At 66.8% G+C, this 18,373-nt stretch carries 17 protein-coding genes and 1 riboswitch; of the genes, 6 read left to right on the forward strand and 11 right to left on the reverse strand.

Going from position 1 to position 18,373, the window contains the following annotated elements; translation table 11 throughout:
• Positions 1–14: 14 nt before the first annotated feature.
• Positions 15–839, reverse strand: coding sequence for a thymidylate synthase (locus PO605_RS13160; protein WP_047469008.1), 825 nt, complete (start codon positions 837–839; stop codon positions 15–17).
• Between the two features lie 176 nt (positions 840–1,015).
• On the opposite strand from PO605_RS13160, the gene PO605_RS13165 reads away from it, so the two are divergent.
• Complete coding sequence (locus PO605_RS13165; RefSeq protein WP_016447509.1) at positions 1,016–1,597, forward strand: hypothetical protein; 582 nt, start codon at positions 1,016–1,018, stop codon at positions 1,595–1,597.
• Between the two features lie 78 nt (positions 1,598–1,675).
• Here the strand turns inward: PO605_RS13165 and PO605_RS13170 are convergent, their stop codons facing one another.
• Positions 1,676–3,106 carry an FAD-binding oxidoreductase gene (locus PO605_RS13170; protein ID WP_016447508.1) on the reverse strand — a complete coding sequence of 477 codons (1,431 nt, stop codon included), beginning with the start codon at positions 3,104–3,106 and terminating at the stop codon, positions 1,676–1,678.
• Positions 3,107–3,150: 44 nt separating this feature from the next.
• A complete protein-coding gene (locus tag PO605_RS13175) occupies positions 3,151–3,549 on the reverse strand; it encodes a DUF2069 domain-containing protein (protein ID WP_016451330.1) in 399 nt (132 codons plus the stop codon).
• 101 nt (positions 3,550–3,650) lie between these two features.
• Here PO605_RS13175 and PO605_RS13180 point away from each other — a divergent pair, with 101 nt between their 5' ends.
• On the forward strand, positions 3,651–5,003 hold the full coding sequence (locus tag PO605_RS13180) for a YihY family inner membrane protein (protein WP_017406725.1): 1,353 nt from the start codon (positions 3,651–3,653) through the stop codon (positions 5,001–5,003).
• Here PO605_RS13180 and PO605_RS13185 read toward each other — a convergent pair.
• Positions 5,000–5,353 carry an Mpo1-like protein gene (locus PO605_RS13185; protein ID WP_016447505.1) on the reverse strand — a complete coding sequence of 118 codons (354 nt, stop codon included), beginning with the start codon at positions 5,351–5,353 and terminating at the stop codon, positions 5,000–5,002. The genes PO605_RS13180 and PO605_RS13185 overlap by 4 nt on opposite strands.
• A gap of 219 nt (positions 5,354–5,572) precedes the next feature.
• On the opposite strand from PO605_RS13185, the gene PO605_RS13190 reads away from it, so the two are divergent.
• On the forward strand, positions 5,573–6,400 hold the full coding sequence (locus tag PO605_RS13190) for an alpha/beta fold hydrolase (protein WP_047469015.1): 828 nt from the start codon (positions 5,573–5,575) through the stop codon (positions 6,398–6,400).
• Positions 6,401–6,413: 13 nt separating this feature from the next.
• Here PO605_RS13190 and PO605_RS13195 read toward each other — a convergent pair whose 3' ends face one another.
• A complete protein-coding gene (locus tag PO605_RS13195; RefSeq protein WP_047469019.1) occupies positions 6,414–8,846 on the reverse strand; it encodes an acetamidase/formamidase family protein in 2,433 nt (810 codons plus the stop codon).
• 160 nt (positions 8,847–9,006) lie between these two features.
• Here PO605_RS13195 and PO605_RS13200 point away from each other — a divergent pair, with 160 nt between their 5' ends.
• On the forward strand, positions 9,007–10,482 hold the full coding sequence (locus PO605_RS13200) for an acetamidase/formamidase family protein (protein ID WP_047469023.1): 1,476 nt from the start codon (positions 9,007–9,009) through the stop codon (positions 10,480–10,482).
• A 48-nt stretch (positions 10,483–10,530) separates the two neighbouring features.
• Here the strand turns inward: PO605_RS13200 and PO605_RS13205 are convergent, their stop codons facing one another.
• A complete protein-coding gene (locus PO605_RS13205) occupies positions 10,531–11,340 on the reverse strand; it encodes an alpha/beta fold hydrolase (RefSeq protein ID WP_047469025.1) in 810 nt (269 codons plus the stop codon).
• 22 nt (positions 11,341–11,362) lie between these two features.
• Positions 11,363–12,661: an O-acetylhomoserine aminocarboxypropyltransferase gene (locus PO605_RS13210; protein WP_047469027.1), complete on the reverse strand. Its 1,299-nt coding sequence runs from the start codon at positions 12,659–12,661 to the stop codon at positions 11,363–11,365.
• 106 nt (positions 12,662–12,767) lie between these two features.
• Between PO605_RS13210 and PO605_RS13215 the strand changes: the two genes are divergently transcribed.
• Positions 12,768–13,220 (forward strand): CBS domain-containing protein, encoded by a 453-nt coding sequence (locus tag PO605_RS13215; RefSeq protein WP_012206758.1) that lies wholly within the window; start codon positions 12,768–12,770, stop codon positions 13,218–13,220.
• Between the two features lie 100 nt (positions 13,221–13,320).
• Here PO605_RS13215 and PO605_RS13220 read toward each other — a convergent pair whose 3' ends face one another.
• Entirely contained in the window at positions 13,321–13,698 is a 378-nt protein-coding gene (locus PO605_RS13220; protein ID WP_223275132.1) for a helix-turn-helix domain-containing protein, read from the reverse strand.
• 319 nt (positions 13,699–14,017) lie between these two features.
• Between PO605_RS13220 and aroC the strand changes: the two genes are divergently transcribed.
• Entirely contained in the window at positions 14,018–15,115 is a 1,098-nt protein-coding gene (gene aroC / locus PO605_RS13225; protein WP_016451332.1) for a chorismate synthase, read from the forward strand.
• 66 nt (positions 15,116–15,181) lie between these two features.
• On the opposite strand, the gene nrdR is transcribed toward aroC, so the two are convergent.
• The 3 genes from nrdR to PO605_RS13240 form a co-directional block, all read right to left on the reverse strand.
• Positions 15,182–15,637, reverse strand: coding sequence for a transcriptional regulator NrdR (gene nrdR / locus PO605_RS13230; protein ID WP_012206755.1), 456 nt, complete (start codon positions 15,635–15,637; stop codon positions 15,182–15,184).
• A gap of 22 nt (positions 15,638–15,659) precedes the next feature.
• Positions 15,660–16,907, reverse strand: a complete 1,248-nt coding sequence (gene glyA / locus PO605_RS13235; protein ID WP_016447497.1) for a serine hydroxymethyltransferase — start codon at positions 16,905–16,907, stop codon at positions 15,660–15,662.
• A gap of 34 nt (positions 16,908–16,941) precedes the next feature.
• Positions 16,942–17,117, reverse strand: a riboswitch (ZMP/ZTP riboswitch).
• Between the two features lie 136 nt (positions 17,118–17,253).
• Positions 17,254–18,174, reverse strand: a complete 921-nt coding sequence (locus PO605_RS13240; protein WP_016447496.1) for a lytic transglycosylase domain-containing protein — start codon at positions 18,172–18,174, stop codon at positions 17,254–17,256.
• Positions 18,175–18,373 lie beyond the last annotated feature (199 nt).

Raw genomic sequence — 18,373 nt, forward strand, 5'->3', positions numbered from 1 at the left:
GTCTTTCTGCTGCCTCAGACGGCCACGGGGGCCTTGATGGGCTCGTGGTGCTGGTAGCCGACGACCTCGAAGTCCTCGTACTCGTAGCCGAAGATGGAGTCGGGCCGGCGCTTGATCTGCAGCGTCGGGTAGGCGAAGGGCTGGCGCGCCAGCTGGGTCTCGACCTGGGTGAAGTGGTTGTTGTAGATGTGGCAGTCGCCACCGGTCCAGACGAAGTCGCCCACCTCCAGGTCGCATTGCTGGGCCAGCATGTGGGTCAGCAGCGCGTAGCTGGCGATGTTGAAGGGAACGCCCAGGAAGATGTCCGCGCTGCGCTGGTATAGCTGGCAGCTGAGCTTGCCGTCGGCCACGTAGAACTGGAAGAAGGCGTGGCAGGGCAGGAGCGCCATCTGCGGCAGGTCGGCCACGTTCCAGGCGCTGACGATGATGCGGCGGCTGTCCGGGTTGCTCTTGAGCTGCTTGACCACTTCGGCGATCTGGTCGATGTGGCCGCCGTCCGGCGTCGGCCAGTTGCGCCATTGCACGCCATAGACCGGGCCCAGGTCGCCGTCCTCACGGGCCCATTCGTCCCAGATGGTGCAGCCGCGCTCCTGCAGCCAGCGCACATTGCTGTCGCCGCGCAGGAACCACAGCAGTTCCAGGATGATGGACTTGAGGTGCACCTTCTTGGTGGTGACCAGCGGAAAGCCTTCGGACAGGTCGAAGCGCATCTGGTGGCCGAACACGCTGCGCGTGCCCGTGCCGGTACGGTCGGTCTTGGACACGCCGTGCTCGTACACATGGCGCATGAAATCTTCGTACTGGGAGCGGGCTGGGCGGGGCGCTGGAGTCGTGTTCATCTTCCGGATTATCCCTTGATGAATACGGCGCCTTGTCCGACGGTATCCATGCCCCTTGAAACAAGGTCTGGCGCCCCGGGTGCGAAAATGCCCGCAGACTGGTGCCGGTGCATTGCCCAGGCTTTCGCACCGGCGTCACCGCTTTTTTCGCATCCGCTTTGACAAGGAGCTTGCGCATGTCTTCCATGCTCTCCCCCTGGCAGGCCGCCGTTGCATTGGGTGTCGCCATGCTGGCGCTGACAGCCTGCGATCCGCGTTCTCCCTCCGTCCCGACTCCCAAGGCCGCGCAGTCCGTCGCACTCGATGTGGCTGCACCAGCCCCGGAATTGGTGCTGGCGTTTCCCGCGCGCACGCGCATGCCCTCCACCGCCAAGGCGGGGGAGCCCGGCCTGGACAGCCTGGCCGAGTACGTGGGCAAGTATCCCTACGACGGCACCAACTACCTGGAGCAGGGCGTGCTGGCCGACCGGCTCAAGGCGCTGCTGGGCACCAGCTACCCGACCCTGCTGAGCAATATGCGTACCGTGGGCCCGCTGACCAAGGAAGGAGATGTCTGGAGCATCGTCGGCCTGCGCCCGCACCAGGGCGGCGAGGAAATGGGCGCCATCGTGATCGATCCCGCCCGCAATGCCCTGCGCGTGTGGCTGCTCACCGGCGGCAAACAGTCCGACTTCTCCGATGCGGCCGGCGCCGACATCGCCTGGCCCGAACAGGTCAACAAGACGATGGCCAATATCGAGGCCAAGCCGGTTTCCTGACAAGGCAGGCACGTGCCGCTCCTGGCTCAGGACGGCGCGTGCAAACCCGGCGCTGCCACAGAAGGGGCGGCGTTTCGCTCAGGAGGCTTGCCTCGGCAGGATGCAGCCCGGGTTCATCAGTCCCTGCGGGTCCAGCGCCTGCTTGATGGCGCGCATCATGCCCAGCGCCACGGGGGACTGGTACTTCTGCAGCTTGTCCACCTTGAGCGCACCCACGCCGTGCTCGGCCGAGAACGAGCCGCCGAATTCGGCCACGGCTTCATAGACGAGGTGGTTGACCAGGTGCTCTCGCTCGTTGAGGAAGGCCTTGGCGTCACCGCCCTCGGGCGCCTGCACGTTGTAGTGCAAGTTGCCGTCGCCCAGGTGGCCGAAGTTGACCAGGCGCACGCCAGGGATCTCGCGTTGCAGCACGGCATCGGTGTGCTCGACGAAGGCGGGGATGCGCGATGCGGCGATGGAGATGTCGTGCTTGATGTTCAGGCCTTCCTCGGCCTGGGCCAGCGGAATGCTTTCGCGGATGTGCCACAGCTCATGGGCCTGCGACAGGCTTTCGGCCACCACAGCGTCGAGCACGCAGCCGTCCTCGAAGGCCAGCTCCAGCAGCGCCTCGAAACGCTCGCGCGCATGCTGCTCGGACTCGCTGTCCGAATTCTCGACCAGCACGTAGTAGGGCGGCGCGCCGATCAGCCCGGCAAAGGGCACGCGCAGCTGGGGCATGTGCTTGATCACCAGCGACAGAGCGAACTGGCCCATGACCTCGAAGCCCGTCAGGCCCGCGCCCAGGTACTGGTGCGCCATGCCCAGCAGGCGCACGGCCGCTTCCATGGAGGGCACGGCGGCGAAGGCCGTGAGCTGGGCCGCAGGCTGGGGGAACAGCTTCATGGTGGCGGCGGTGATGATGCCCAGCGTGCCTTCGCTGCCGATGAACAGGTCGCGCAGGTCGTAGCCGGTGTTGTCCTTGCGCAGGCCCTTGAGGCCGTCCCAGATCTCGCCCTGCGGGGTGACCACTTCCAGACCCAGGCACAGCTCGCGCGTGTTGCCGTAGCGCACCACCTGGGTGCCGCCCGCGTTCGTTCCCAGGTTGCCGCCAATGGTGCAGCTGCCTTCGGCGGCCAGCGACAGCGGGAACAGCAGGCCCTCTTTCTCGGCAAGCTCCTGCAGGCTTTGCAGGATGCAGCCGGCCTCGACGGTGAAGCTCAGGTTGTCGCGGTCGATGTGGCGCACGGCATTCATGCGCGTGAGGCTGAGCACGACCTGCGTGCCGCTGTCGTCCGGCGTGGAGCCCACCGACAGGCCGGTGTTTCCGCCCTGCGGGATGATGCTGGTGCCTGCGGCCGCGCATTCGCGCACCACGGCGGCCACCTCGGCCGTGCTTGCCGGGCGTACCACGGCCAGGGACTTGCCGCGCACGCGGCGGCGCCAATCCTGTTCGTAGGCCACAAGGTCGCCCTCGGTGAGGACATGGGCTTCGCCGACGATCTGGCGCAGGCGTTCAAGCAGTGCAGTCATGTTGCAACTTCTTTCAAAGACGTGAAGGCATGAAAACGGAGGGCTCAGCCGCCGGCCGCCTGGGCCGCGCGGCGCGCGCTGCGCTGTCGCCAGCGCACATGCAGGGCGCAGGCGGTGAACAGCATCAGGCACAGGAAAACTTCAAGCAGCGCCAGCCAGCGCCCGGGTGCGGGGTCGCTCCAGGCGCGCACCACGCCCTCGGTGAAATAGATCCACACCAGCAGGCTGACCCAGCGGTAGGTGTACATGCGGTGCTTGAGCAGGCCGATCAGCGGAATCGCCAGCGGCAGGGCCTTGAGCACCAGCCAGGAGCCCCCGGGCCGCATGGGCGCCAGCCACAGTTCCCAGGCCAGGCTCAGCACGATCAGGCCCATGAGGCTGGAGACCGCCAGCCAGCGGGTGGCGGCGACATCGGCGCCGGGGCGAGAAATGGAATCAGTCATCGGGGTGGCATCATATCGGCCATGGTCTTGACCTTTGAACATGTGATTGCTTGGATGGCCGCGCCCGCTGCAGACATGCGCCTTGCGGCGGAGATGGGGCGATGAGCGGCGGCCCCGAAAAGGAGCCCGTCGATGGCCTGGAGGATGGCTCCCTGGCGCTGCCCGTTCCTGCCCAGGAGCGCAGCCTGTCCCTGGCCGAGCCGCCCGAGCCTGCGGTGCCGAGATCGTGGCGCGAACGCTGGCGCTGCTTTCCATGGCGCAATACCGCACACACGCTGCGCGAACGCTTTCGCGAGGACCGGCTGGGCGTGACCGCCAGCAGCCTGACCTTCACCACGGTGCTGGCCCTGGTGCCGTTCTTCACGGTGGCGCTGGCGCTGTTCACGGCCTTTCCCATCTTCTCCCGCGTGCAGATCGTGCTGGAGCGCTGGCTGATCGACAGCCTGATCCCCGAGACCATCGCGCGCCAGGTGCTGGGCTATCTGACGCAGTTCGCCTCCAAGGCCAGCCAGCTGGGCATGGCGGGGTTTTCCATTCTGGTGATCACGGCGGTGGCGCTGATCCTCACCATTGACCGCACGCTCAACAACATCTGGCGCGTGCGCCAGCTGCGGCCGCTGGGCCAGCGCGTGCTGATCTACTGGGCGGCGATCACGCTGGGCCCCCTGGTGCTGGGCCTGAGCCTGGTGCTGTCTTCCTATGTGATGTCGGCCTCGCGCGGGCTGGTCAATGCGCTGCCCGAAGGCTTGCGCTTCATCTTCGATTCCATCGAGTTCCTGGCGCTGGCCGCTGGCATGGCGGGCCTGTACCACTACGTGCCCAACACGGCGGTGCGCTGGCGCCATGCCTGGGTGGGCGGCCTGTTCGTGGCCACCTGCATGGAGCTGGCGAAGAAGGCGCTGGGCCTGTACCTGGCCTCGGTGCCTACCTATTCGGTCATCTACGGCACCTTCGCCACGCTGCCCATCCTGCTGATCTGGATCTACATGGCCTGGGTCATCGTGCTGCTGGGCGCCGTGGTCACGGCCTACCTGCCCATCGTGATGGCGGGCGTGCAGCGCATGCCGGGCCAGCAGGGCTGGCAGTTCGAGATGGCCGTGGAGATCCTGCAGTACCTCGCACAGGAGCGCGAGTCGCCCGCCAAGGGCTTGTACGCCAGTGATCTGGCGCGGCGCCTGCGTGTGGACTGGCAGCAGATCGATCCGGTGCTGCAGGCGCTGTCGGTGCTGGACTGGGTGGGCACGGTGCAGGCCCCCGGCACTGTGGCGGCCAGCGAAGGCCCCGAGCCCCGCTACATGCTGCTGGTGGAGCCCCATCGCACGCCGCTGCAGCCGCTGGTGCAGCGTCTGCTGCTGGCGCCGTCGCCGGCCGTGCAGCCGCTGTGGGATCGCACGGGGCTGGCAGGCATGACGCTGGCCGATCTGCTGGAGCAAAGGCCGCAGGCTCCGGTCTAGAGCGGGATGCGGCCCGTCAGGATGTCGCGCCACATCACCCAGTCGCCGCGAAAGCTGTAGAGCGGGCGCTTGAAGCTGGCGGGCCGGTTCTTCTCGAAGCCGAAATGCCCTATCCAGGCAAAGCCGTAGCCAAACAGCAGGCCGCCCAGCAGGAACCAGAAATTGCCGGTCAGGAACAGCGCGAACAGGCACAGCAGCGCCAGCGTGGAGCCCACGAAGTGCAGGCGCCGGCAGGTGCGGTTGCTGTGCTCCTGCAGGTAGAACGGATAGAACTCGGCAAAGCTCTTGAACTGGCGCGGGTCCACGGCAGCCTGTGCGGCGCCGGGCAGGGGAGCGGAAGCGTGTGACATGGCAGGCCTTCGCAAGCATGGGGTAGGGTCAACTTATACGCTGCTGCCTTGCCGCTCACCATCGGAGGAACCCGCGCGCCCAGGTTCGCAAAAGCTGCCCCGAGAGAGACAAAAGCTGCCGCATTCCGCCCCGCGCGTCGCCACGGTGTCGCCCTCTGGCGGCATGCAGGCGCATGATGTCTGCCGGGCCGGCGCCGACCGGCATGGAGTTTTTTTTCGATGCCTTCCTCGTGCATGACCGACATCCCCGCATCCTTGAACGAAATCCGCATTCCCACACCGCAGGGCAGCATCTACGTCAGGCGCTGGCAGGCGCCGGCGGCCGGCGAAGGCGAGCAAGGCCCGGCGCGCGCGCCCATCGTGCTGCTGCACGACTCGCTGGGCTCGGTAGCGCTGTGGCGCGATTTCCCGCAGCAACTGGCCGAGGCCACGCGCCGCGATGTGCTGGCCTACGACCGGCTGGGCTTTGGCCAGTCCGACCCCTATCCGGGCACGCTGGGGCCGGGCTTTGTGGCCCGGGAGGCAGAGACCGTGTTTCCGGCGGTGCACCAGGGGCTGGGCCTTGGGGATTTCATTGTGCTGGGCCACAGCGTGGGCGGCGGCATGGCCGCCATGGTGGCGGCCCGATATGGCGCGCAGTGCAAGGCGGTGATCACGGAGTCCGCCCAGGCCTTTGTGGAAGATCGCACCTTGCAGGGCATTCGTGCGGCCCAACAGGATTTCGCCCGGCCGGGCCAGCTGGCGCGCCTGGAGAAATACCACGGCGACAAGGCCGCCTGGGTGCTGTCTGCCTGGGTCGATACCTGGCTGTCGCAGCCATTTGCCGACTACCGGCTGGACGAGGCGCTGGAGCGCGTGCGCTGCCCGGTGCTGGCCATCCACGGCGAGCATGACGAGTTCGGCTCCCTGGTCCACCCCGAGCGTATCCGCGACCGGGCGCGCGGCCCTGTGGAGGTGGAGATCGTGGCCGGTGGCGGCCACGTTCCCCATCGCGAGCAGCCCGAGCGCATTGCCCAGCGCATCGCCCGCTTTCTGGCACGGGTCTGATCCCGGGTGGGCTTCAGTGGCCCGCCTGGGCGGACGCCGAGAGCTCCGGCGGAAACAGCTTCTTCTTGATCACGGCGTGCACGCCCCAGTTGCCGTCCACCACCTGCGTCACGGCGAAGTCCACGGCCACGGAGATCAGTGATACGGCCTCGTCCTCGTCCAGCCCGTGGGCCAGCATCAGATAGCGCCTTGCCTTGTGGAAAGCGTCACGCATGGCGCCTTCCAGCGATGATTTGCGATAGACCTGGGACTGCGCCTGGCTGCCCAGTTCGGCCAGGTGGTCGGTGAAGCTGAAGCCCTGTATCACCCATTCGGAGCCGGTCTCCAGGAAAGGGTGGTCCAGCTCTGCAAGGAAGCGGTTGTCCAGCGCGGCGCGCTTGTGCACCCGCAGCTCGAAGCTGCCGGTCAGCGAGCATTCGATGGCCGTGCCGCACAGTTCCGAGTCGCCTTGGGATGCATGCGGGTCTCCCACCGAAAACAGCGCGCCTGGCACCGATACGGGCAGGAAGAGCGTCGCGCCCTTGCCGGCGCGCCAATTGTCCAGGTTGCCGCCGAAGTAGCTCGGCGGTATGGAGTCGATCAGGCCGGCCTCTCGCGGTGCCACGGCCAGCATGCCGAAATGTGGACGCAGCGGCACGCGTGCCTTGTCCAGCACACCAAAGCGCCGGGTGATGGTGGCGGGGTCCACGGGCACGCCCGGGTAGTCGATGGTCGGATGGACCACGCCGAAGGGGTCGGTCTGCGGCGTCCAGCGGTAGTTGTAGACAGCGCGGGCCGTGGGCTCCTCGGGCAGTGCGTGGTCGATTTCGTAGATGGTGACCACTTCGCGCTGGCGGGGCTCCGTGATCTGGTCGCGGTAGTGAAAGCCCCACCAGGCGGCGGCGTTGCTGCCGAAGACACGGCCGTGGTGGGCGGGGCTGCAGCTGGGGCGTGGCTGCACGTCGAGGATGCGTATCTCCAGCAGGTCGCCAGGTTCGGCCTCATGCACATAGACGGGGCCGGTGCAGATGTGCACGCCGAAGCCCTCGCCCGCGCCGCGGCCGTAGATCGAGGCGTCCATCGGGCCCGCGCCGCGCCGGTCCACGGCCTTCTGGGCTGCGGTCCAGTGGAACACGCTTTCGGCGCCCGGATCGCCTTCGATCATGCGTTCCCAGTCGTCCGAGGCATGCTGGGTCAGCGTCTCCATGGTCACCACGTCACCCGAGCGCACCGAAAGCACGGGCTTGAGTGAACGGCTCAGGTAGCCCCAGTGCACGGTCTTGTCGGAGACCGGAAGATAGTAATGCTGGGGCGACGCACCGCCATTGTCTGCGTGCGCCGAGCGCTTGGGCACAAGGGCCAGCGCCTGGGCGTAGCGTGCATGGTCGCGCAGCAGGGCCTGGAACGGGCTGTGTGCCAGGCGCGCTGCGGCCGGTTCTGCACCCTGCGCAGCGCTCTCGGCGGGCGAGGGGCGTCCGCGCTGGCCGGGCGGCGCATCCTGCACGCGCGCCGGACTGGCGCGATAGGCCTTGGGGGACAGGCCATAGCGGGCCGTGAAGGCACGGCTGAAGTTGGCGGCATCGCCAAAGCCCCAGCGAAAGCACAGCTCGGCGATGGAGAAATGCTGCAGCGAGCGGTTGCTCAGGTCCATGCGGCAGCGCTCCAGCCGGCGTTCGCGCAGGTAGGTGCTGAAGCTGGTGGCCGCTCCCTTGAACAGCTTTTGCAGATAGCGCGTGGACAGCCCCTCGGCTTCGGCGATGGCATCGATGGACAGCTCGGCATCGCCCAGCCGGGTTTCGATGGCGCGGCAGATGCGGCGCAGATGGCCAAGCTGCACGGCGCTGGGCGGCTCGGTCGCCTCGGCCTGCTCCTGGTCGGGATTGCCGGCGCGCGGTGTCAGGCAGGTGACCAGCATGTCGGTGAGCGTGGCCTCCACCGACAGCAGATCGTCCTGTGCCAGTGTGTCGATCTGCTCTGCCAGTGAGGCCGCCATTGCCATGCACATGGCCCCCACACCGCCTGTCCCGCCGATGTGCCTGGCCTCGGGCGGGCACGAGCGCAGCAGGCGCAGCAGAAAGCTCGAGGACTCCAGCCGCGCAAGCAGCAGGCGGCCGTCGCCGGGCAACTGCAGCTGCCAGTCCCGGTCTGACTCCAGCAGCAGCGCGGAGCCGGCCTTGAGCGGGAACGCGGCGTCCTCGACCACCGCATCGGCGCTGCCTTGCAGCAAGGCGCACAGCAGCAGGCCCGGGCCGCGCAGCCGTTTGGCCACGGCCCGCAGCGTCAGTGGCGAGGTGGCCAGCGCAATGAATACCGATCCCAGTGGCGAGCTGCGCAGCGCCAGGTGGGTGGCCGGTGGCGTGGGCGCTTCGCCATGGATGTCTGCCCTGGACAGCGCCTCATTGAGCGCAGCCTGCCGCAAGGCATCGGGAAATGCGTGGGTGGAAAAGCGTCTTGGATCGTCGTGCATCAGGGGCGAACTATGAACTGCCGCGTACTGCCTGTCCAAGCCCGGCGCACCGGATGGCAGCCGCGACAAGTTTTTGTACGCGCAGGAACAACCGGCCTGGACATGCTCGCCTGGACACTGGCGCTGCCGGCACCGATCCACAACAGCAGGAGTATTTTCGATGACCATCCCCCACCAAGAACATATCTGCGGCCCGGGCTGCCAGCACGGTGCTTCGCCAGCCGATGAGACGCTGATCCGCGAGGAATTCCAGGTTGCACGCCGTTCCTTCCTGCGCGACGCCATGGTGGTCGGTGGCGGCGCGGTCTCGGCCGGCGCCATCAGCGGTGCGATGGCACCGTCCCGGGCCTTTGCCCAGGGTGCGCCTGGCGCCCGGGCCGGCCAGGGCATGGCCAGCCACTACTACATTCCCGCCTCTGCCAGCACCGTGCTCTGGGGCTACTTCAGCAGATCGGCCAAGCCGGTGGTCGAAGTCGAATCGGGCGACTACGTGACCATGGAGACGCTGACCCACCATGCCAATGACGATGCCGAACGCATGGTCCGGGGCGACCCTGGCGCCGAGAGCGTGTTCCACTGGGACAGCCAGCGCAAGAACGTCGATCGCCGGGGTGCCGGTCCCATGGATGCCAAGAACGGCGCAGGTGGGGGCCAGGGCGTGCACATCTGCACGGGGCCGGTACGCATCAAGGGCGCCCAGCCCGGCGATGTGCTGGAAGTACGCATCATTGATGTGGTGCCGCGCCCCTCGGGCAACCCGCAGTTCAAGGGCCGGACCTTCGGCAGCAATGCGGCGGCGAACTGGGGCTTTCACTATGGCGACACGCTCACCGAGCCCCGAAAGCGCGAGGTGGTCACCATCTACGAGGTGGATGCGACCGGCGAGCGCAACTGGGCCCGCGCCGTCTACAACTACCGCTGGACGCCGCAGACCGACCCCTTCGGCGTGGTCCACCCGACCATCGACTATCCGGGCGTGCCCGTGGACCACCGCACGATCAGCAAGAACGATAACGTGCTGCGCAATATCCGCGTTCCCGTGCGCCCGCATTTCGGCACCATCGGCGTGGCGCCGGCCGAGGTGGAGATGGCCAGCTCCATTCCGCCCAACCACACGGGCGGCAACATCGACAACTGGCGCATCGGCAAGGGGGCGACCATGTATTTCCCCGTGGCCGTGCCAGGGGCCAACTTCACCGTGGGCGATCCGCATGCCTCGCAGGGGGATTCCGAGCTGTGCGGCACGGCCATCGAGTGCTCGCTGACCGGCACCTTCCAGTTGATCCTGCACAAGAAGGCGGACCTGCCTGGAACGCCGCTGGCCGAACTGGCGTATCCGCTGCTCGAAACCCAGGACGAATGGCTGCTGCACGGCTTCAGCTACGCCAACTATCTGGCGGAGCTGGGGCCGGATGCGCAAAACCAGATCTTCAAGAAGTCTTCCGTGGACCTGGCTCTGCGCGACGCCTATCACAAGATGCGCCACTTCCTCATGACCACCCAGGGGCTGGGAGAGGACGAGGCCATCTCGCTGATGTCGATCGCCGTGGACTTCGGCATCACCCAGGTGGTGGATGGCAACTGGGGCGTGCACGCGCTCGTGAAAAAGAGCATCTTCCCCGCGCGCGGGGCGTGAGTGCGTGAGTGAGTGCGTGCCTGCCCTGCGGGCAGGACCCGGCCGGTCTCAGCGCGCCAGGAAATCCCGGATGGCGAACAGCGTCTGGTCGGGCGCCTCGGTCATCTGGTTGTGGCCGCTGGGCAGGTGCACGATGCTGACCTGGCGCTGCGCGGCCCGGGCCGCCTCGATCAGGCCCTTGGCGGCCTTGGGCGGCGTCATCTGGTCCTGCTCGCCCAGGGCGAACAGGACCGGACATTGCAGCGCCGCCATGGCCCCCTCGCCGCCCGCATAGCTGTCGCAGGCCTTGAAGCCGGCGTGCAGCAGGTTGGTGCGGTCATTGCTGGCCAGCACGCGCCGGCCCAGCGCCATGCCGGCGCCGAACACCCAGCTGCCTGCGCCGCTGGGTGGCGCCAGCGTGGCGCGCGAGAACACATTCACCATGTGGATGGCCTGCTCGGGCGTGCTGAGCGCGGAGTCCAGCAAAGCAGGCGAGACCTTCATCGGGTAGGCCGTGCCCACCAGCACCAGGTGGCTGACGCGCGCGCCCAGCCGCGCGGCCGCTTCCATGGCGATCAGGCTGCCCCAGCTGTGGCCTACCAGCGCGGCCTTCTCGATGCCTGCCGCATCCATGAGCTGGCCGATGAAATCCGCCGCCGCCTCCACGCTGGCCGGCGCATCGCCTGCGCTGCGGCAGTGGCCCGGCAGGTCTATGGTCAGCACGTTCCAGCCGTGGTTGGCCAGGTAACGGCTTTGCAGTGCCCAGACGCTGTGGTCGCACAGCACGCCGTGGATGAGGATGGCCGTCGGCTGTGCGGGATTGAAGGCCTTGCCGCCGGTATAGGCGTAGATGGCGTGGCCGTGAACATCGATCTTCATTGTTGGTGTCTCCCTTGCCGATTCACGCGGCCTTCTCGGCCGCCCTGAGGGCGCGCTTGAGGTCGTCGATCAGGTCGTCTGCGTCTTCCAGCCCGATGGACAGGCGGATCGTGCCCTGGCCGATGCCGGCCTGGGCCAGCGCCTCGTCGCTCATGCGGAAGTGCGTGGTGCTGGCAGGGTGGATGACCAGGCTGCGGCAGTCGCCCACGTTGGCCAGGTGGCTGAAGACCTTGAGCGTCTCGATGAACTTGCGGCCCTGGTTGCGGTTGCCCTTGATGTCGAAGCTGAACACCGAGCCTGCGCCGCGCGGCAGCAGCTTCTTGGCGAGCTGGTGCGAGGGATGGGTATCGAGCAGCGGGTGGCCCACGCGGCCCACCAGCGGATGGCTGGCCAGGAATTGCACCACCTTCTCGGTGTTGCGGATATGGCGCTCCATGCGCAGCGGCAGCGTCTCTATGCCCTGCAGGATCAGCCAGGCCGTGTGCGGGCTCATGCAGGCGCCGAAGTCGCGCAGGCCTTCGCGGCGTGCGCGCAGAAGGAAGGCGCCGGTGCTGCTTTCCTCGCTGAACACCATGTTGTGGAAGCCGTCGTAGGGCTCGGTCAGCTCCGGGAAGCGCCCCGATTTTTCCCAGTCGAAGCTGCCGCCATCCACCACGATGCCCCCGACCACGGTGCCGTGGCCCGACAGGAACTTGGTGGCCGAGTGGTAGACGATGTCCGCGCCATGCTCCAGCGGCTTCATCAGCCAGGGCGATGTCAGCGTGGAGTCCACCAGCAGCGGCACGCCGGCCTCATGCGCGATGGCGCTGATGGTGGGAATGTCGAGCACGTCCAGGCCCGGGTTGCCCACGGTCTCGCCGAAGAACAGCTTGGTATTGGGCCGCACGGCGGCGCGCCAGCCGTCGATGTCGCCGGGCTTGACGAAGGTGGTCTCTATGCCGAAGCGCGCCAGCGTGTAGTGCAGCAGGTTCTGCGAGCCGCCGTACAGCGCCGTGCTGGCCACGATGTGGCTGCCCGCGCCCATGAGTGTGGCCACCGACAGGTGCAGCGCCGCCTGGCCGCTGGCCACGGCGATGGCGCCCACGCCCCCTTCCAGGGCCGAGACGCGCTGCTCCAGTACGGCGTTCGTGGGATTGGAGATGCGGCTGTAGACGTGGCCGGGGCGCTCCAGATTGAACAAAGAGGCCGCATGGTCGCTGGACTCGAAGACGAACGAGGTCGTGAGGTGGATGGGCGTCGCGCGCGCACCGGTGGCGGGGTCGGGCTGTGCGCCCGCGTGCAGCGCCAGAGTGTCAAAGCCGGGATCCGAGTAGCCGGGCATTCCTGTCTCCATGGTTGTCAAGGCAAGCGGGCATTGTGGGCTATATTTCCCGGCAGACATGGGCTTGCCGCAACCACGGCGACACAGACAATCTTGGAGATACGGCATGAAAGTAAGTGACATCCTGCGCGTCAAGGGCAACACCCTCTACACGGTGTCGCCGGACGAAAGCCTGGCCAGCGCGGTGCAGGTGATGTCCGAGCGCGATATCGGCTCCCTCGTGGTCATGGAGCACGGCGACGTGGTCGGCATGCTGACCTTCCGCGAAGTGATCCAGGGCTTTGTCAAGCACGGCGGCGTGGGCGAGACGCTGGTGCGCTCGGCCATGGACGACGCTCCCATGACCTGCACCATGGAAACCGACATGGACGAGGTGCGCCGCATGATGCTGGACCGCCATGCGCGCTACATGCCGGTGATGGACAAGCGCATGCTGATGGGCGTGATCAGCCTGTACGACGTGGCCAAGGCCGTGGTGGACAGCCAGAACTTCGAGAACCGCATGCTCAAGGCCTATATCCGCGACTGGCCCGAAGGCGAGCGCCAGGGCGCGGACTGATCATCCGGTCGCGGCAAGACCGTCCCTGCCCATGCAGCAAGGCCTGCGACCGCAGAACGCGGCGCAGGCCTTGGTTTTTTACGGCCGGGCGCAAGCCCGTTCAATGCACGCTGCTGCGCCGGGGCTTGAGCAAGGCGCTGGGCGGCACGGCATAGGCCTGCCTGAAGACGCGGCTGAAGTGCGAGAAACTGGTGAAGCCGCAGGCCATCGCCACATCGGTCACGCGCCGCGCATTGTCGGCCTGCAGCAGCAGGTGGGCCTGGGCCAGGCGCTCGTTCCAGAGCCAGCGGCTGGGAGTCAGTCCCTCGGTGGCGAACAGGCGCGCCAGGCTGCGCAGCGACATGCCCAGGCCCTGGGCCACCTGCAGGGGCTTGAGCTCGGGGTCATCTAGCCGGGCCCGCATGTACTGCTTGGCCTGGGCAAGCCGGTTGCGGGTTCTGAAATCATCGGGCCTGGCTGAGACCAGCAGCATGGTCATCAGGGTGGGGTGAAGATTCTGGTCACCGGCATCCTGTTGAAGGATGGGTGAGGGCGGTGGAGTGCTGCTCGCAGGATCGCTGCGATCCTGGCGTTGCGTTGAGCCGGAAGAGGTCTGCATTTCACGAATCTCCCGCAAGTTGCGGCTGGTGCCTGAGGGATGGTCCGCAGGCGGTTGAAGAACAATGTTCTGTAATTCTAGCTATCAATATTTGTAATTTGATAGTTTTATTGTTTCTTTGCGGGAGATGGCTGCCTGCGCAATGCACCGCTGCAGCGGGAGCGGCGCTTGGGGGCGACCCGGGCATAATCATCGGCCTATGAGCGGCAACACCTTCGGAACCCTATTCACTGTCACCAACTTCGGCGAATCGCATGGCCCGGCCATCGGCTGCGTCATCGACGGTTGCCCGCCTGGCATGGCACTGAGCGAGGCGGACATCCAGCACGACCTGGACCGCCGCCGCCCCGGCACCAGCAAGTTCGTGACGCAGCGCAACGAGCCGGACGCGGTGGAAATCCTCTCGGGTGTCTACGAAGGCCGTACCACGGGCACGCCGATCGCTTTGCTGATCCGCAATACCGACCAGCGCAGCAAGGACTACTCCAACATTGCGCAAAGCTTTCGTCCCGGCCATGCCGACTACGCCTACTTCCAGAAGTACGGCATCCGTGATCCGCGCGGCGGCGGCCGCTCCTCCGCACGGCTGACGGCGCCCACGGTGGCGGCCGGCGCCGTGGCCAAGAAGTGGCTCAAGGAAAAATTCGGCACCGAGTTCCGCGCCTGCATGACCCAGGTGGGCGAGCTGTCGCTGCCCTTCGAGAGCTGGGAGCATGTGCGCAACAATCCCTTCTTTGCGCCGGTGGCCGATGTGTCCCGCTACGAGGAATACATGGATGCGCTGCGCAAGTCGGGCGACTCCTGCGGCGCCGCGCTGCGCGTGCAGGCCAGTGGCATGCCGGTGGGCCTGGGCCAGCCGCTGTATGACCGCCTCGATGCCGACGTCGCCTACGCCATGATGGGCCTGAACGCCGTCAAGGCCGTGGAGATCGGCGCGGGCTTCGACAGCGTGGTCCAGCGCGGCACCACGCACGGCGACTCGCTGAGTCCTGGAGGCTTTCGCAGCAACAACGCCGGTGGCATCGTGGGCGGCATCAGCACGGGCCAGGATCTGGAGGTGCGCATCGCCATCAAGCCCACCAGCTCCATCATCACGCCGCGCGAGTCCATCGACACCCAGGGCCAGAGCACCGAAGTCATCACCAAGGGCCGCCATGACCCCTGCGTGGGCATCCGCGCCGCGCCCATCGCCGAAGCGTTGCTGGCCCTGGTGGTGATGGACCACGCCCTGCGCCACCGCGCCCAGTGCGGCGACGTCGATTCAGGCCTGGCGCCGATTCCTGCCGCGGCGCCCTGAAAGCGCTGCCAGGACGCCAAAGAGAAAGCCGCCCAAGGGCGGCTTTCTTGTGTCCTGCCGGCCTGATCAGCCAGGATTGCGGACTTCATCCATGACGTTCTTGAAGTCGTCCACGTCCTCGAAGCTGCGGTAGACGCTGGCGTAGCGGATGTAGCCGACCTTGTCGAGCAGCTTGAGCTCGCGCATCACCATCTCGCCCAGGCGGCTGGAGAGCACTTCGCGCTCGCCCAGGTTGCGCAGCCGTTCCTCGATGCGCTCGATGGCGGCATCGATCTGCTCCGTGCTCACGGGACGCTTGCGCAGCGCAATCTTGAACGAACCCAGCAGCTTGGCGCGCTCGTACTCGATGCGCCGCCCGTCCTTCTTGACGATGGCGGGGAAGCTGACCTCGGGCCGCTCATAGGTGGTGAAGCGCTTGTCGCAGCCGCCGCATTGGCGGCGGCGGCGGATGAAGCCCCCATCCTCGGCCTCACGGGTCTCCACGACCTGGGTGTCCGGGTGGCTGCAGAACGGGCACTTCATGGCAGGCCTCTATGCGCTCAAATCAGGCGCCGTAGACCGGGAAGCGGGCCGTCAGCTCGGCCACCTGGGCGCGCACGCGGGCCAGGTTGGCTTCGTCGCTGGGGTTCTCCAGCACGTCGGCCAGCAGGTTGGCCGTCAGGCGGGCTTCCTCTTCCTTGAAGCCGCGCGTGGTCATGGCGGGCGTGCCCACGCGGATGCCGCTGGTCACCATCGGTTTTTCGGGATCGTTGGGGATGGAGTTCTTGTTGATCGTCATGTGGGCGGCACCCAGCGCGGCTTCGGCCGCCTTGCCGGTGATGCCCTTGGCGCGCAGGTCCACCAGCATGACGTGGCTTTCCGTGCGGCCGGAGACGATGCGCAGGCCGCGGGCCGTCAGCGTTTCGGCGACGACCTTGGCATTCTTCACGACCTGCTCCTGGTAGGCCTTGAACTCGGGAGACAGTGCTTCCTTGAAGGCCACGGCCTTGCCGGCGATGACGTGCATCAGCGGGCCGCCTTGCAGGCCGGGGAAGATGGCGCTGTTAATGGCCTTCTCATGCTCGGCCTTCATCAGGATCACGCCGCCGCGCGGGCCGCGCAGGCTCTTGTGCGTGGTGGTGGTGACCACGTCGGCGTGGGGCACGGGGTTGGGGTACACGCCCGCGGCGATCAGGCCGGCGTAGTGGGCCATGTCCACCCAGAAGATGGCGCCGACTTCCTTTGCGATCTTGGCGAAGCGCTCGAAGTCGATGGCCAGGGCGTAGGCCGATGCGCCGGCCACGATGATGCGGGGCTTGTGCTCGCGCGCCAGCGCTTCCATCTTGTCGTAGTCGATGGCTTCTTCGGCGTTCAGGCCGTAGGAGACCACGTTGAACCACTTGCCCGACATGTTCAGCGGCATGCCGTGCGTCAGGTGGCCGCCTTCGGCCAGGCTCATGCCCATGATGGTGTCGCCGGGCTTGGCAAAGGCCATGAGCACGGCCTGGTTGGCCTGGGAGCCGGAGTTGGGCTGAACGTTGGCGGCCTCGGCGCCGAACAGCTTCTTGACACGGTCGATGGCAAGCTGCTCGACCACATCGACGTTCTCGCAGCCGCCGTAGTAGCGCTTGCCTGGATAGCCTTCTGCGTACTTGTTGGTGAGCTGGGAGCCCTGGGCTTCCATCACGGCGGGCGAGCAGTAGTTCTCGCTGGCGATCAGCTCGATATGTTCTTGTTGACGCAGGTTCTCGGCCTGGATGGCGGCAAAGACTTCGGCGTCGACCTTCTCGACGGTATTGGTGCGTTGAAACATGGCAGTCCTGTGAACTTGAAATTCCCTTGAGGCCAAGGGCTGCCCAGGCGAACGGCGGAACACTCCAGATCCCGCGTGCGCATGGAGGCTGGGCGGTACGCTCCCCGGTGGTTCACAGAAGGTGGTTCTTTTCAGGCCTTCTGCTGGTTTCCACGTCAGCGGCAGCGGTGCGTGAAGCGGCTGCGCCTATCGCCAGTTGCGTACCCCGCTAGTGTAGCTGAGCTGATGGAGCCGAAGACAGGCGAGGGGCGTTGGCAAAGCCGCCTGCCTGGCAGATCAGCGGGTACAGGCAGGAATGAAAAAAGCTGGCCTTAGCCAGCTTCGTGCGCCATGTCGGTGGTTCCGGTTACAGCGCCGGCTCCTGTGTCTGCAGGGCCACCTGTTCGGTGCGCGCGGACATGCTGCTCGAGCTGACCGGCACTGCCGGGGTGCCAGCGGACGCTGCCGAGGCCGCAGGTCCGGCTGCCTCGGCCGTGGATGTGGCCGGCTTGGTGGCTGCGATCTGGACGGCCTGCTTGGGCTGCTCGATCTTGGCGGTCATCAGCGGCACGGCACGCAGGCCGGCGGCCATGCGCAGGCGCTGGTGCTCGGCCAGCACCTTGGCGGCATAGCCGCCGTCGGTGGGCAGGTTGGCCGCGCCCACGTAGTAGCGCAGGCCACCTTCGATGGAGCCGGCGCGCTCAATGCACTCCTTGAGCACGCGCACGCCCACGCGCAGATTGCTGACGGGGTCGAACGCGGCGTTCTGGCCGCCGAAGTTCTCGTACTTGTCGGTATGCACCGTGGTCATCACCTGCATCAGGCCCTGCGCGCCGACAGCACTTTGCGCGAACGGATTGAAGCTGGATTCGATGGCCATGATGGCCAGGATCAGCGTCGGGTCCAGGCGGTTGACCTTGCCCAGGTCGTAGGCCTCGCTGACCAGTGCCGCGATGGGCTCGGGCGCCACGCGGTACTTCTTGCTGAGCCAGAAGGCCACGGCCGCCTGATCCTTGGGCAGGTTCTTCGGGTTGGTCGCCGTCGCGCGGTCGCTGGCCGCGAGTTCGACGGGCGCACCCAGCTCGGCCATCTGGCGAGCGGTCAGCCAGGAGCGCAGCTGGCTCTCTCCGGCATCGCGCAGGTCGGGACGGGCGAACAAGGTAATGGCCAGGAAGGCCACAGCCAGGCCCAGAAGGGCGAAGCTGTTGTGGATGATGGCAAGAAAACCGTTGGCCACATCGATGGCGAACGTTCGCGCGGCGGCGAAAAATTTTCCTGACGCTGGCATAGCTTTTTCCTTTCTAGGGGCACCAACCCGAAACGGCCTTCGCCGAAGCGAAGGCCGGTGAGGCTGACACCCTGGATTGGGTGCTGCGGATCCGGGAGGCTGGCGCTTGGTGCACCATTGCGTTGTAGGCCTGCGGGATCTGCTCAGTCGTGAGGCAGCAGAAACAAAAAACGCTCTATTCGAGCGCTGGCGGATTCTA

The organism is Delftia sp. DT-2 (assembly GCF_028401915.1).
Taxonomy (GTDB): Bacteria; Pseudomonadota; Gammaproteobacteria; order Burkholderiales; family Burkholderiaceae_C; genus Comamonas; species Comamonas tsuruhatensis.

Excerpts from the sequence above, each read along its gene's own strand:
- PO605_RS13170 (WP_016447508.1), bottom strand. The coding sequence starts at position 3,106 with ATGACTGCACTGCTTGAACGCCTGCGCCAGATCGTCGGCGAAGCCCAT.
- aroC (WP_016451332.1), top strand. The coding sequence starts at position 14,018 with ATGAGCGGCAACACCTTCGGAACCCTATTCACTGTCACCAACTTCGGC.
- PO605_RS13190 (WP_047469015.1), top strand. The coding sequence starts at position 5,573 with ATGCCTTCCTCGTGCATGACCGACATCCCCGCATCCTTGAACGAAATC.
- PO605_RS13215 (WP_012206758.1), top strand. The coding sequence starts at position 12,768 with ATGAAAGTAAGTGACATCCTGCGCGTCAAGGGCAACACCCTCTACACG.
- nrdR (WP_012206755.1), bottom strand. The coding sequence starts at position 15,637 with ATGAAGTGCCCGTTCTGCAGCCACCCGGACACCCAGGTCGTGGAGACC.
- PO605_RS13240 (WP_016447496.1), bottom strand. The coding sequence starts at position 18,174 with ATGCCAGCGTCAGGAAAATTTTTCGCCGCCGCGCGAACGTTCGCCATC.
- PO605_RS13220 (WP_223275132.1), bottom strand. The coding sequence starts at position 13,698 with ATGACCATGCTGCTGGTCTCAGCCAGGCCCGATGATTTCAGAACCCGC.
- PO605_RS13165 (WP_016447509.1), top strand. The coding sequence starts at position 1,016 with ATGTCTTCCATGCTCTCCCCCTGGCAGGCCGCCGTTGCATTGGGTGTC.
- PO605_RS13200 (WP_047469023.1), top strand. The coding sequence starts at position 9,007 with ATGACCATCCCCCACCAAGAACATATCTGCGGCCCGGGCTGCCAGCAC.
- PO605_RS13195 (WP_047469019.1), bottom strand. The coding sequence starts at position 8,846 with ATGCACGACGATCCAAGACGCTTTTCCACCCACGCATTTCCCGATGCC.
- PO605_RS13185 (WP_016447505.1), bottom strand. The coding sequence starts at position 5,353 with ATGTCACACGCTTCCGCTCCCCTGCCCGGCGCCGCACAGGCTGCCGTG.
- PO605_RS13175 (WP_016451330.1), bottom strand. The coding sequence starts at position 3,549 with ATGACTGATTCCATTTCTCGCCCCGGCGCCGATGTCGCCGCCACCCGC.
- PO605_RS13205 (WP_047469025.1), bottom strand. The coding sequence starts at position 11,340 with ATGAAGATCGATGTTCACGGCCACGCCATCTACGCCTATACCGGCGGC.
- PO605_RS13160 (WP_047469008.1), bottom strand. The coding sequence starts at position 839 with ATGAACACGACTCCAGCGCCCCGCCCAGCCCGCTCCCAGTACGAAGAT.
- glyA (WP_016447497.1), bottom strand. The coding sequence starts at position 16,907 with ATGTTTCAACGCACCAATACCGTCGAGAAGGTCGACGCCGAAGTCTTT.
- PO605_RS13180 (WP_017406725.1), top strand. The coding sequence starts at position 3,651 with ATGAGCGGCGGCCCCGAAAAGGAGCCCGTCGATGGCCTGGAGGATGGC.
- PO605_RS13210 (WP_047469027.1), bottom strand. The coding sequence starts at position 12,661 with ATGCCCGGCTACTCGGATCCCGGCTTTGACACTCTGGCGCTGCACGCG.